Source organism: Streptomyces sp. NPDC034670, from assembly GCF_055574875.1.
This window is the reverse complement of the sequence record NZ_JBVITR010000005.1, coordinates 68,773-81,938: the sequence shown is the minus strand read 5'-3', so window position 1 is coordinate 81,938 and position 13,166 is coordinate 68,773. Positions and strand designations below refer to the sequence as shown.

6 protein-coding genes, 2 tRNA genes and 1 pseudogene are annotated in these 13,166 nt (G+C 73.4%); 6 read left to right on the top strand and 3 right to left on the bottom strand.

The window, feature by feature from the left end; genetic code table 11:
• Window positions 1-207: 207 nt before the first annotated feature.
• Both ACZ56B_RS05400 and ACZ56B_RS05395 read left to right on the top strand, forming a co-directional pair.
• Entirely contained in the window at window positions 208-960 is a 753-nt protein-coding gene (locus ACZ56B_RS05400; RefSeq protein ID WP_468786497.1) for an IclR family transcriptional regulator, read from the top strand.
• 102 nt (window positions 961-1,062) lie between these two features.
• Window positions 1,063-1,136, top strand: a tRNA-Lys gene (locus ACZ56B_RS05395).
• Window positions 1,137-1,210: 74 nt separating this feature from the next.
• Here ACZ56B_RS05395 and ACZ56B_RS05390 read toward each other — a convergent pair.
• The 3 genes and pseudogenes from ACZ56B_RS05390 to ACZ56B_RS05380 form a co-directional block, all read right to left on the bottom strand.
• The gene (locus ACZ56B_RS05390; RefSeq protein WP_468786495.1) at window positions 1,211-1,816 is read right to left on the bottom strand and encodes a lytic polysaccharide monooxygenase auxiliary activity family 9 protein; all 606 of its coding nucleotides are present in this window, start codon (window positions 1,814-1,816) and stop codon (window positions 1,211-1,213) included.
• A gap of 121 nt (window positions 1,817-1,937) precedes the next feature.
• Window positions 1,938-3,179, bottom strand: a complete 1,242-nt coding sequence (locus tag ACZ56B_RS05385; RefSeq protein ID WP_468786493.1) for an SPFH domain-containing protein — start codon at window positions 3,177-3,179, stop codon at window positions 1,938-1,940.
• A 136-nt stretch (window positions 3,180-3,315) separates the two neighbouring features.
• A pseudogene (locus tag ACZ56B_RS05380) lies at window positions 3,316-3,618 on the bottom strand (peptidoglycan-binding protein); the annotation flags it as partial.
• A gap of 617 nt (window positions 3,619-4,235) precedes the next feature.
• Here ACZ56B_RS05380 and ACZ56B_RS05375 point away from each other — a divergent pair.
• The 4 genes from ACZ56B_RS05375 (at window position 4,236) to ACZ56B_RS05360 (ending at window position 13,161) form a co-directional block, all read left to right on the top strand.
• Window positions 4,236-4,309, top strand: a tRNA-Lys gene (locus tag ACZ56B_RS05375).
• Window positions 4,310-4,772: 463 nt separating this feature from the next.
• Window positions 4,773-6,779, top strand: a complete 2,007-nt coding sequence (locus ACZ56B_RS05370; RefSeq protein WP_468786491.1) for a glycosyltransferase family 2 protein — start codon at window positions 4,773-4,775, stop codon at window positions 6,777-6,779.
• On the top strand, window positions 6,776-8,716 hold the full coding sequence (gene glxA / locus ACZ56B_RS05365) for a radical copper oxidase GlxA (RefSeq protein WP_468786489.1): 1,941 nt from the start codon (window positions 6,776-6,778) through the stop codon (window positions 8,714-8,716). Before ACZ56B_RS05370 ends, glxA begins: the two co-directional genes overlap by 4 nt.
• Window positions 8,717-8,925: 209 nt before the next feature.
• Window positions 8,926-13,161 carry an nSTAND1 domain-containing NTPase gene (locus ACZ56B_RS05360; protein WP_468786487.1) on the top strand — a complete coding sequence of 1,412 codons (4,236 nt, stop codon included), beginning with the start codon at window positions 8,926-8,928 and terminating at the stop codon, window positions 13,159-13,161.
• The last annotated feature ends 5 nt before the right edge of the window (window positions 13,162-13,166 follow it).

Below are 13,166 nucleotides of genomic sequence, written 5' to 3'. Positions count from 1 at the left end.
TGCAGTTGGGAGGGGTCGCGGTCTTGTCAAGCCCCGCTTCCGCGGAGCCGTTCGACGGCTATCGTGGAGGGGATGCTCCGACCGGATCGCGGCCCCGGAAGCGCCCGAGGGGGGAACCGCGGCGCCGCTGCGCCGTCCCGGGGGACGGCCACCGGGTCTCCGGCCGAACCCGCTCATACCCTGCACGACCACGCGAGGTGAGCCGTCATGAGGTGGGAGCCGACCGCCCCGCGCCACTCGGTCCAGGACGCGCTGCGCGTCCTGGAGACGGTGGCCCGGCGCACCGCAGGAGTCACCGACACCGAACTCGCCCGCCAGACCGGCCTCGGCACGGAGCGGCTGACCACGCTCCTGCGGATGCTGCGCCGCGAGGCCTACGTCGAGCAGACCGCCGACGGCGCCTACGCCACCGGGCCGGCCTTCGCCCGCCTCGGCGCGGCCCAGGGCCGTGAGGAGGCCCAGCGCGACACGCTCCAGCGCACCCTGGACCGGCTGCGCGACTCCGTGGGGGCCGCCGTCTACCTGAGCCGGTACGTGGACGGCGAGGTCAGGGTCACGCAGTACGCCGACAGCCCGGCCACCCCGAAGGTGAACGAGTGGGTGGACTTCCGCTGCTCGGCGCACGCCACCGCGCTCGGCAAGAGCCTGCTCACCCAGCTCGACCACGACGGCCGCCGCGACCACCTCGCCCGGTACCGGATGGCCCGGCTCACCTCGCGCACCATCACCAGCGACAAGCTGCTGCTCTCCCGGCTGGAGGCGCAGCCGCCCACCGTCCCGGTCCTGGACCTCCAGGAGTACGCGGTCGGCACGGTCTGCGCGGCCGTCCCGATCACGGCCGGCTCCTCGGTGGGCTGCCTGGCCCTGTCCCTGCCGGTCCGGCACGCCCACCGGCTGCGCCGGGCCGCGGACGCCCTGAACCGCAACGCGGCCCCGGTGCTGCTCTCGCTGACGATCTAGGTGTGCTGTCCCGGGACGCCCGTGTCGCGTGGTCGGGAGCACCCCGCGGGGCGGGTACTATTTACTCCGTCGCCGCCCGCGCAAGCGGACGGCGGGAGTCATGCGCCGCTAGCTCAGTTGGTTAGAGCAGCTGACTCTTAATCAGCGGGTCCGGGGTTCGAGTCCCTGGCGGCGCACAGCGAAGGGCCTCTCGCGGGAGCGGGAGGCCCTTGTGCGTTGCCCTCCGGCGCCGGAGGGGGCGGGGCGTGCCTCAGAACGTGACGTCCGAGCAGGCGTAGAACGCGTTGCCCGTGTCGTGGACCGTCCACACCGCGAGGATCACGTGGTGTCCGCTCAGCCCGGAGGGCAGCCGGCCGCTGTGCGAGAGCGTCTGCGGCGGCTGCTGGCCGTTGTAGGGCACGGTCAGGAACGGGGTGAGGTTGAGGGCGGAACGGGACAGCTTCTGGTTCTGGTTCCAGCCCGGCTTGGTGACGTAGTACCGGAAGTCGGTGGTGGCGTGCCGGGCCGTGAACTGCCACCGGAAGGTGTAGTTCTGTCCGCCGGTCACCCGGGTGGTGGGCCAGTCCGCGCCCGACGGCGTCTTCGGGCTGTCGAGCTGCGCGAACCGCGTGTTGTTGGCCGAGCAGAGCTGCCCGTCGGCGGGGCCGGAGGCGGGGAAGCCCTTCGGGCCCTCGACGCTCTGCGGCTCCCACTGGATGGAGCCGCAGTTGGCCACCGCGCCGTTCTGGCAGAGCTTCTGCCGGCTGACCGGGAGATCGGTGTAGCCGTGGCCGCTGGCACCGCCGGAGGAGAGCACGAGCGCTCCGGTCGTGGCCAGTCCCACCGCGGCTGAGTACAGCTTGGTCCGTGTGCGCATGCTGCCGCTCCTGGAGGACGTGGGGAGGGTGAGGCGTGCAGGTAGGTCTAGACCAAGTCACAGAGTAGGGGCAGGGATTGAGCATGTCCATACCAATCACACAAGTCCGTGCCCCGGCCGTTCACCCCTCCGCCTCCCCCCGTCCCGCGCAGAACGCCACCGTCAGGTCCTTCACCAGCGCCTTGCGTTCGCAGTCGTCCAGCTCCACCAGCCCCCGCATGGTCAGCCGGGTCACCGTGTCCTCCACCGAGTCCACGACCGAGGTCAGCACGCTCGCCCGGTGCTCGGCGTCCAGCGCGGCGATCCGGCGCCGGTGCATCGCGGCGGCCACCTCGGGCGCGTACTCCACCCGGACCGGCCGCACCGCGAACACCTCGAGCCCCACCGGCGCGGCGTCCTGGGCCACCAGCCGGGTCAGCGCGTCCTCCGTCAGGTCCGTCGCGGCCTGCCCCGCGCCGGGCGCCGCCACCGGCACCCGGAGCAGCGCCGCCTCGACGCACGCGCGCAGGTACCCCTCGTGGTCCTCGACCACCAGCGTCGCCCGCGCGGTGTCCCGCACCCGCCACACCACCAGGACGGCCGCCCGCAGCGCCACCCCGCCCCGGTCGGCCGCCTGCACCGGCTCGCTGCGCCAGTGCCGCAGCCGCACGTCCGCCCGGCGGCGCAGCAGCACCGGGTTGACCCACAGCAGCCCGGTCCGCCGGACCGTCCCCCGGTAGCGGCCGAACAGGCCGAGCACCCAGGCCTGCCCGGTCCGCCCGCGGGCCAGCCCGCCGAACCCGAACAGTCCGAGGGTCCCGGCCGCCGCGTACGCCGCCCACTGCGCGGGGCCGAGCCCGGCCGCGCCGCCGTGCGCCGGGCCCGCGAGCGCCCCGGCGGTGAACGGCGGCAGCACCCCCGCCCACCAGGAGGTGGCCACGCAGCCCGCCGCCCCGCACATCCCGGCGAGCACCCCCGCGAGACCGGGCAGCACCCGGGCCGGCCGCTCCACCAGCCCGGGGTCCACCCGGGGCACGGACCTCCGGGGCCGTACGGCGCCCGGGCGCCGCGGATACGGCCGCTCCCCCGGCCGCTTCCCGAAACGCTCCTCCGTCCGTTCCCCCGTCCGTTCCCCCGCTCGCTCCTCCGTCCGCTCCGCCGCCTGCTCCCCCGCGCGCTCCCCCCTCCGCTCCGCCGCGCCCGGCCGGCGGCCGGCGGCCGCGGGCCGCAGCCGCACCGGCACCGGGCCGGAGTCGTCGCGGAACAGCAGGTGGGCGGGGATCTCGGTGGTGGAGTCGGTGTGGATGAGCCGGACCGGACGGGGCGCCGGGGCGCCGTCCGGCGGCCGCCCGGACTCGGGGACGGGGGAAGTGGTCGTGGTCATGCGTGCCTCCAGCCTCCGCGCCAGACGCGTCACATCGGGAGTGCCCCGGGTCCGGGCCCGGGGGGCCGCGAGCCCGAGGGCCCGGCGGGGCGCGGGCCCGGAGGTCCGGTGGGCCGCGGCCCCGTGGGTCCGTGGATCATGAGAAGAGCCGCCGCCAGGTCTCCGGGCCCACACGGCCGTCCGCCGCGCCGCCGCGCCAGCCCTGGGCGCGCTGGAAGGCCTCCACGCCGCGGCGGTGCCCCTCGCTCCAGCGCGGCCCCGGCCCCCCGGTGAGGTAGCGGCCGAACCCCTTCTCCACCAGCCGCCTCCCCAGCCGGGCGACGTGGGCGTTGTCGGCGCCGGGTCCGAACGGCGCCCGGCCCGGGTAGCCCGGCACCCCGTGCGAGGAGGGTGCGGTGCCGCCCGGCCGGAATCCGCCCCCGGTGTCCTCCCCGCTCCCCCCGCTCCCCCCGGTGCTTTCCCGGCTCTCCCCCGCGCGTCTTGCGGGACTTCCGGCCCCTTCGTCCCCGGGTGGCCCCCACACCGTCGGGGCACCGCCCGGACGGCCTCGCCGGCCACCGCCGGACCGGTGCGCGGTCGTGCCGTACGGGACCCTCTCGGTGACCCAGGTCCGGGCCCGCTCGAGGAGGGCCGCCCGGCCACCGGGACCGGGCGGCACAGCACGCGGCCCCCGCGGAACCGCAGGGGCCTCGCCCGCAAGGACACGGGAAGCGGCCGGGGCCCGGTGCGCCGCCGGACGACCGGGAGGGCGTCCGTCCGGGGCGTGCGGCGGGACCCGCCGCCGGCGGACGCAGCCGGGGCAGTCGCACTCGCCCTCCGGGTCGAATTCCTCGCATACCGGTGACCCCATGCGTCACCCCTCACCCTGTGGTCGAAAAACTCCGCTCCTGTGCACGACGGCAGTTTCACCACCGTTCTCGCCCCGCGCATGCCGGACGGTCCGGACGACGTACGCCCGGTGCGCCGTCCGGGGGACGGGGCCGTCCTCCCGGAAGACGTCGGCGGCCGGTGGTCGGGAGCACCCCCCGGCGTCCTGTAGAGTTGATCCGTCAGCGCGCGCCGCTAGCTCAGTTGGTTAGAGCAGCTGACTCTTAATCAGCGGGTCCGGGGTTCGAGTCCCTGGCGGCGCACCGACAGGACGGGCTCCTCGTGCAGACGAGGGGCCCGTCGGTTTTTGGCCGGATCCCCTCTCGCGCCCGCTGAACGGGACCCGCTCGTCCCACGTATGGAACATGGGCCCCACGGGCTTCCCCCAGAGGTCACCATGGGCGCCTATGACCGGTGAACACCGTGTTTCGCACCTTGCGATCATGATGGACACCGGACACCCTGGTTTCTTCACAAAGCCGCCGATGTGCGGCTGGTGGGGGGGGCGGGGAACCGGTTGCCGCGGCACGGGGCGAGGGGCCTCGTCCGCGGGGGATGCCGAGGGGGCATCATGCAACCGGAAGACGGCTGTTCCATGTCTATAAGGTGTGGATGACGTGGAGGCGGCGGTCTGCCACTGATGACGTCCGTGGAGGTCGTGGGGCCCTGCGCGGACGGAAGGAAGCGAGACGACACACGGCGTCGCCGTGTGCGGGGGGATGACTCATGACGTCGACACCGACGGGCGCCCGGGGGGACGACGACCCGTCCCGGACCACCCAGCTCAGGGTGCCTTCGCACCGGAACTGGAACACGGGCGCGTTCCGCCGGATCAAGAAGACGCTGCCGAGGTACGACTACGAGCACTACAGCCGGCTCGCGGGTCCCCTCACCCAGCCCGATCCGAACAAGCCGTACAAGGTCCAGTACCGCTCGCTGATCTCGCAGGAGCCGCACCGCATCCGCATCGCGCTGATGCTGGCCGCGGCCCCGGTGCTGTCGCTGGTGCTGCTGGTGTGGCTGCTGCAGCCCGCGCACTGGACCGAGCGCGACTACCCGGCGTTCGAGTGGCTGCCCGCCCTCGACGTCGTCATGCTCGTCTCGATCGGTCTGATCGAGTTCTTCCGCTGCATGAACGTGCTGTCGAACGCGCACGCCACGCTGGTCGCCCGCGACCCGGTCCCGGTGGTGCCGGAGACCGGCACCCGCGTGGCCTTCCTCACCTCCTTCGTGCCCGGCAAGGAGCCGCTGGAGATGGTGACGAAGACCCTGGAGGCGGCCGTCAGGATCCGCCACCGGGGCGTCATGCACGTCTGGCTGCTCGACGAGGGCGACGACCCCGAGGTGAAGGAGGTCTGCGCCCGGCTCGGCGTGCGCCACTTCTCCCGCAAGGGCGTCGCGAAGTGGAACCAGGCCAAGGGCCCGCACCGCGCCAAGACCAAGCACGGCAACTACAACGCCTGGCTCGACGCGCACGGCGACGACTACGACTTCTTCGCCTCGGTCGACACCGACCACGTGCCGCTGCCGAACTACCTGGAGCGGATGCTCGGCTTCTTCCGCGACCCGGACGTCGGCTTCGTCATCGGCCCGCAGGTGTACGGCAACTACGACAACTTCGTCACCAAGGCCGCCGAGTCGCAGCAGTTCCTCTTCCACGCACTGATCCAGCGGGCCGGCAACCGCTACGGCTCGCCCATGTTCGTGGGCACCTCCAACGCCGTGCGCATCAAGGCGCTCAAGCAGATCGGCGGGCTGTACGACTCGATCACCGAGGACATGGCGACCGGGTTCGAGATGCACCGCGCCAAGAACCCGGAGACGGGCCGGAAGTGGCGCTCGGTCTACACCCCGGACGTGCTCGCGGTCGGTGAGGGCCCCAACGCCTGGACCGACTTCTTCACCCAGCAGATGCGCTGGTCGCGGGGCACGTACGAGACGATCCTCAAGCAGTACTGGAAGGGCTGGTACTCGCTCCCGCCGAGCAAGCTCTTCAACTACACGATGATGATCATCTTCTACCCGATGTCCGCCCTGAACTGGATCCTCGCGGCGCTGAGCTGCGCGCTGTTCCTGGGCCTGGGCGCCTCGGGCGTGAACATCGACCCGGCCGTCTGGCTGATGCTCTACGGCAACGCCTCCGCGCTGCAGATCGGCCTGTACGTCTGGAACCGCCGCCACAACGTCTCGCCGCACGAGCCGGAGGGCTCCGGCGGCGTGGCCGGCATGGTGATGTCCGCGCTGTCGGCACCGCTCTACGCGAAGGCGCTGATCGACTCCGTCCTGCGCAGGAAGAGCAAGTTCGTGGTCACCCCCAAGGGCGACTCGGCCAGCCCGGACACCTGGTTCGGAACCTTCCGGTACCACTGGTACTTCATCCTGATCTTCGGTGGCTCCATCGTCGCCGGCTTCGTCTACGGCCACTCGCACCCGGCCATGGTCATCTGGGCCACCTTCGCCCTGCTGATCACCGCGGCGCCGATGTTCGCCTGGCGCCACGAGATGCGCCAGGACAAGAAGAAGCCGCCGGGCGCCCACGCCGCGGGACAGCGGCAGGACGCCGCCGAGGCGCCCCGGACGCAGCCGCTGCCGCAGATGCCGCAGCCGCACGCCCCGCAGGACCGGCCCGGCTGGGCCGACCCGCACGGCGGACCGGGAGGAACCGGGCACGCCCCGGGCAACGACCAGACCATGCAGATCGCCCTTGGTGGACTTGGGGGACGTAAGGAATGACTGACCGTGCAGGCCGCCGTCGGGCCCGTCGGTTCGCGATAGGCACGGCGGTGGTACTCGCGCTGGCCGGGATGAACGGGCCGTGGCTGTACCGCTTCGGGACCGAGAAGTACCACGCGTACAAGATCGACCGACCCGAGTACAAGGCCGCCAACGGCAAGTGGGAGATCATCGAGTTCCCCGAGGAGTACCGGCAGAACACCATCCACGCGGCGCTGCTGCGCACCGGCAAGGTGCTGCTCGTCGCGGGCTCGGGCAACGACAAGGACAACTTCGACGCCAAGAAGTACGACACCCGGGTCTGGGACCCGGTCAAGGGCACCATCAAGAAGGTCCCGACGCCGAGCGACCTGTTCTGCACCGGCCACACCCAGCTCGCCAACGGCAACCTGCTGATCGCGGGCGGCACCAAGCGGTACGAGAAGCTCAAGGGCGACGTGAAGAAGGCCGGCGGCCTGATGATCGTCCACAACGAGAACCCGGACAAGCCGATGACCCTGCCCGCGGGGACGAGGTTCACGGGCAAGGAGAACGGCAAGACCTTCGTCTCGAAGGACCCGGTGCTCGTCCCGCGGGCGAAGAAGAACTTCGACAAGGCCACCGGCAGGTTCCTGGGCAACACCCCGGGCTACGGCCGCGTCTACGTCGAGGCGCAGAAGGAGGGCGCCGAGTACGAGACCGGCACGCAGGACAACTACACCGTGCAGGGCCTCACCGGCGACGACGCGCGCAACACGTACGGCATCGCCGAGAAGCTCGCCCTGGACAAGAAGGACTTCCAGGGCATCGACGACGCCTTCGAGTTCGACCCGGTCGCCGAGAAGTACATCAAGGTCGACCCGATGAAGGAGTCCCGCTGGTACCCGACGCTCACCACCCTGAGCGACGGCAGGATCCTCAGCGTCTCCGGCCTCGACGACATCGGCCAGCTGGTCCCGGGCAAGAACGAGATCTACGACCCGCAGACCAGGAAGTGGACCTACACGGACAAGGTCCGCCAGTTCCCGACCTACCCGGCGCTGTTCCTGATGCAGAACGGCAAGGTCTTCTACTCGGGTTCGAACGCGGGCTACGGACCGGCCGACGAGGGCCGCGACCCGGGCGTCTGGGACGTGGAGACCAACGAGTTCACCGAGGTCCCCGGGCTGAGCGACCCGGACCTGATGGAGACGTCCGCCACGGTGCTGCTGCCCCCGGCGCAGGACGAGAAGTACATGGTGATCGGCGGCGGCGGGGTCGGCGAGTCCCGGAAGTCCAGCGAGAAGACCCGGATCGTCGACCTCAAGGCCGACGACCCGAAGTTCGTCGACGGCCCCTCGCTGGACAAGGGCACCCGCTACCCGCAGGCGTCGATCCTGCCGAACGACGACATCCTGGTCTCCGGCGGTTCGGAGGACTACCGCGGCCGCAGCGACTCCAACATCCTCGAGGCGCGGATCTACGACACGGAGAAGAACGAGTTCCGGCGGGTCGCCGACCCGCTGGTGGGCCGCAACTACCACGCGGGCTCGATCCTGCTGCCCGACGGCCGCGTGATGTTCTTCGGCTCGGACTCGCTCTACGGCGACAAGGCCAACACCAAGCCGGGCGAGTTCGAGCAGCGCATCGAGATCTACACGCCGCCGTACCTGCACGGCGACCGCGAGCAGCCCGAACTGTCCGACGGCCCGGAGACCATCGAGCGCGGTGAGTCGGGCACCTTCACCTCGAAGGACGCCGCGCGCGTCAAGAGCGTCCGCCTGATCCGGCCGAGCGCCTCGACCCACGTCACCGACGTGGACCAGCGGTCGATCGCGCTGGACTTCGAGGCCGACGGCGACCGGCTGACCGTGACGGTGCCGGAGAACCGGAACCTGGTCCAGGCCGGCTGGTACATGCTGTTCGTCACCGACGCCGACGGCACGCCGAGCAAGGCCCGGTGGGTCCAGGTGCCGTGACCGCCGTACGGCACGGCAGGGACGGCAGAGAAAGGGGAGAGGGCGCCCTCCGTCGCGGAGGGCGCCCTCTCCCCTTCTCGTTCCCGCCGCCGCCCCGTCGCCGCTGCGGCGTGTTGGCCCGAAACAATCTTGTCCGGGCGCGGCGCCTGGTGTGACCTCTGGGGGACGTCGCTGACGCATCGGGCCAACGGTTTCGGGGGAGACGGAAGATGGCCGAGCCGAGCGCATCGGACCGGACGGCCGAGGAGGTCCTCGCGGCCGCGACCGTCCAGGTCGCGGCCGCCGACGGCCACATCGGCGGCCTGGGCGTGCTGATCGCGCCCACCCTGGTGCTGACGTGCGCCCACGTCGTCCTGGGCGCCGCGCGCCTGCCCCTCACCCGTGCCGAGCCGCCCGACGCGCCCGTGCGGGTCCGCCTGGCCCTGGCGGCAAACGGCGAGGAGACGGGGGCCGTCGTCCGGCACTGGGTGCCGGTGCGCGGGGACGGCAGCGGGGACGTCGCCGTCCTGTCGCTGGACCGTCCGCCGGCGGGCGCCCGGCCGGTCCTCATGGTGGCGCCCCGCGCCGTGTGGGACCACCGGGCGATGGTTTTCGGACTGCCGGACGACGGTACCGGGGGCGGCTGGCACACCGCGGTGCTGCGCGGCCGCACCGGCACCGGGCGGCTGCAGATGTCGCCGCTCGACGCGCAGGCCGACCCGGTCCAGCCCGGGTTCAGCGGTTCCGCCGTCTGGGACCTGGAACTGGGCGCCGTGGTGGGCGTCGTGGCGTCCGTCTCGTCGCCGCGCCGCGGGCAGAGCTTCTGCATCCCGACCCGCACGGTGCTCGACGAGGTCCCGGAGCTGGCCGAGCTGCTCGCCCCGGCGTCCCCGTTCCCGGGGCTGCGCCCCTTCACCGAGGAGGACAGCACCCACTTCTTCGGCCGGGACGAGGACGTCGACGCCGTCACCGCCCTGCTGTGTCCGCAGGGGCCGCCCGAGGGCTGCGTGACGCTGACCGGGCCCTCCGGGTCCGGCAAGTCCTCCCTCCTCATGGCCGGGGTGCTGCCCCGGCTGAGGGAGCGGGGGACGAAGGGCGTCGTCCTGCGCGCCGAGGGCCGGCTGCCGGACGCCGGCGCGGTCCGCGACGCCCTGGAGCGCCACCGGTCGGCGCCCGGCCTCGTGCTGGCCCTGGACCAGGCGGAGGCCCTGCTCCTGCGCCCCGAGGAGGACCTGCGCGCACTGGTGGACCGTCTCCTGGAGGCCGGCGCCCTTCCCGGGGTCGGCGTCCTCGTGGCCCTGCGGGCCGACTTCCAGGACGCGGCGCTGCGGCACCCGCAGCTGAGCAGACTGGTCGGCGGCGCGCCCGCCCACCAGCTGGGCCTCATGACCCGCGAGCAGCTCACCGAGGTGGTCCGGCTGCCGCTGCGCGCCTTCCCCGGCGTGGAGTACGACAGCGGCCTGGCCGACCTCCTCGTCGAGGACGCGGCCGGCCGGCCCGGGGCCCTGCCCCTGCTGGGGTTCGTCCTGGAGATCCTGTGGGAACGGCAGACCGGTGGCCGGCTCCGCCTGGACACCTACCGCGAACTGGGCGGCGTCGGCGGCGTGCTGAGCAGCCGGGCGGACTCGGCCTGGCGGCGCGCGCTGCACGGCGCGCCGCCCGGGGCCGCGGCCGGACTCCTGCGCGCGCTGATCCAGGTCCCGCCGGGCGGCACGACCGCGCTGCGCGCCCGGCTCGCCCGCCGCGACGCGGGCGAGGAGCGGTGGGCCATCGCCCGGAACCTGGCCGAGGCCCGCGTCCTCGTGCTCGGCGCGGACCCCGAGCGGGGCGAGACGGTCGAGCTGGCCCACGAGGCCCTGATCGAGCACTGGCAGCCGCTGGCGGAGCAGCTCCGCGACGACCGCGCGTTCCTCGCCTGGCGCGGCGAACTGCGCTACGACCGGGCCCGCTGGTGGCGGGAGGGCCGGCCGGACGGCGCCCTGCTGGAGGACCCCGCGCTGCGGACGGCCGAGCAGTGGCTCGCCGAGCGCGGTGACGAATTGACCGACGAGGACCGGGAGTTCATCGCGGCGGGCGTCGCCCTGCGGGAGCGCCAGCAGCGTGAGGCCGCGCGGTCCGGGCGCATCCGGCGGTACCTGCGGTTCCTGGGGGTGGGGGTCACCGTCCTGGCCGTGGCGGCGGCGTCGGTGGTGTCGGTGCTGTACCTCAACATGCTGGAGGAGCAGCGCCGGCTGGCGTCCGACCGGCTGGCCCGGCAGGCCGTCACCTACGACGACGTGTCGCTGGTGACCTCCTCCCTGTACACCGCGGCCGCGTACCGCACCGCCGACCGCCCGGACGCGCGCTCCGCGCTGCTCGCGCAGTACCTGCGGTTCCGGGACGTGGAGCGGATCGCCGTGGAGAACCGCGAGGAGGTCGGGCACGTCGCGCTCACCGAGGACGGCGAGCGGCTGTACGCGCTGCTGCGGAGCGGCGACTTCGTGGAGGTGGACCTGCGGGGGAAGGACCGGCCCAAGCCGCTCCGGCTCACCAGGAACGACGACAACCGCCGCATCGCCGTCTCGCCCGACGGGCGGATCGTGGCCCGGGCGAGCGACTGGGGCCTGATCTCCCTCGGCGTGCGGGACGCCGCCGGCCCCGGCGCACGCGCCCCTCGCCTCCTCCCCCTGCGCAGGGCCGAGGACACCGGGAGGAACCCGCGCGGCGTCCACGACCTGCGCTTCGACGGCGCGGGGAAGCGGATCCTCGCCGCGATCCCCCGCGAGGGGGTCCTCGTCTGGCGCACCGGGGACGGCCGGCGCACCGGCCGCACCCTCGCCCCGCCGCGCGGCTGGGACGCGGCGCAGGCCTGGTTCGGTGCGGACGGCACGGTGGTGGCGCGGATCGTGCCCTCCGGGGCCGGCGCCGAGGACGGGCGCGGCCGGCTGGTCTCCTGGGACCTGGACCGGGGCACCCTCCACCGCCCCTGGGGCGAGCGGGCCGCGGCCTCCGCGACGGTCAGCGGCAACGGACGCGTCCTGGTCACCTGTACCGGACAGGGCACCCTGGAGGCCTGGCGGCTGGGCACGGCGCCCCGCCGCTTCCAGAGCTGGGAGAACAGCTCCTTCCCGGGACTGTGCCCGCTGTACACGCCCCGTCTCGACGCGTCGGGCCGCTACCTGGTCAACCCCACCGGCCGGATCGGCACCGATCTCGGCCGGGTGCGCTTCCTCGTCGTCGACCTGGAGAAGGGCTGGCCCGCCACCTTCGACACCCCCGCCGCCGCGGCCGAGGACCAGAACGTCACCGGCCGCACGTTCGCACCGCCGGTCGCCCTCGTGGGGCCCCCCGGGAACCTGCGGGCCGCGGTCGCCACCGGCGGGAGCATCGTGACCGTGCGGGTCCGGCCGCCCACCGAGTTCGACGTCAACGCCCTGATCCACCGCGTCCGCACGCCGGACGCGCCGCACGACCGGCTGGCGGTCGTCGGGACCGACGGCACCGTCCTGCAGCTGTGGGACCTGACCGGGCGGAAGTTCCTCGCGTCGGCGCGGGCGTCACGGCCGCTGGCCGCCCTGTACGCCGCCTTCACCCCGGACGGCCGGCGGGTGCTGACCGTCGCCGAGGACCAGCGCACGGTCCTCGTCTGGCGGATCTCCGAGGAGGCGGGCGGGACCGCGCTCACCGAGGAGCACGTCCTGGAACTGCCCTCCCCGCCCGGTCTGACCGCCGCCGGACCCGACCCGCGCACGGGCCTCACCCCGGCCTGGATCAACATCGGCTTCCCCGACGACGACCACGCCGTGATCTCGGGCCTGTCGTACGTCTCCCGCTGGCGGCTCGACACCGGCAAGGAGGCCGGGAGGAGGTTCCAGCCCCCGGTCCAGGAGCCGGAGCAGCTCGCCAACGAGGCGGCGGGGACCTTCGCCGGCGCGGTCCCGGGCATGCCGCGGGCGGTGGTGCGGACGGTGGACGGGATCGGGCTCTGGGACTTCGACTCCGGCGAGTTCACGCGACTCAAGAGCGAGGCGTTCGACCGGTCGGCCCGTTCGGTCCGGGCGGTCCTCCTCTCCCCCGACGGCGAGCAGCTGGCCGTGCAGCACGCGGGCGGCGCAGTGCGTCTGTGGGACCTCCGGAAGAGGAAGGAGAACGGCGTCCTCACCCACGACCGGGTGCACTGGCTCGGCCGCTTCCTGGACGACCGGGCCCTGCACACCACCACCGAGGCCGGCGAACAGCTGGTGTGGGACGTCGCGGGGCACCGGGAGCTGTACCGCTACCACGTGGGGCACGGCTCGGTGATCTCGCCGGGCGCCGACGGGAAGTCCCTCACGATCCTCGACGGATCGCGGGCCGCCGTCGTCCCGCTCGCCCCCGAGCGGTGGACCGAGCGGGTGTGCGCCTTGGCGCAGCGCGAACTGAACGGGGAGGAGCGGCGGTTGGCGGCCGACCGCGGTGAGGTCGAGGACGTGTGCCCCGGCCGGTGACCCGG

Bases quoted from the DNA above. Each gene is read 5' to 3' on its own strand.
- ACZ56B_RS05400 (WP_468786497.1), top strand. From the start codon at position 208: ATGAGGTGGGAGCCGACCGCCCCGCGCCACTCGGTCCAGGACGCGCTG.
- ACZ56B_RS05390 (WP_468786495.1), bottom strand. From the start codon at position 1,816: ATGCGCACACGGACCAAGCTGTACTCAGCCGCGGTGGGACTGGCCACG.
- ACZ56B_RS05385 (WP_468786493.1), bottom strand. From the start codon at position 3,179: ATGACCACGACCACTTCCCCCGTCCCCGAGTCCGGGCGGCCGCCGGAC.
- ACZ56B_RS05370 (WP_468786491.1), top strand. From the start codon at position 4,773: ATGACGTCGACACCGACGGGCGCCCGGGGGGACGACGACCCGTCCCGG.
- glxA (WP_468786489.1), top strand. From the start codon at position 6,776: ATGACTGACCGTGCAGGCCGCCGTCGGGCCCGTCGGTTCGCGATAGGC.
- ACZ56B_RS05360 (WP_468786487.1), top strand. From the start codon at position 8,926: ATGGCCGAGCCGAGCGCATCGGACCGGACGGCCGAGGAGGTCCTCGCG.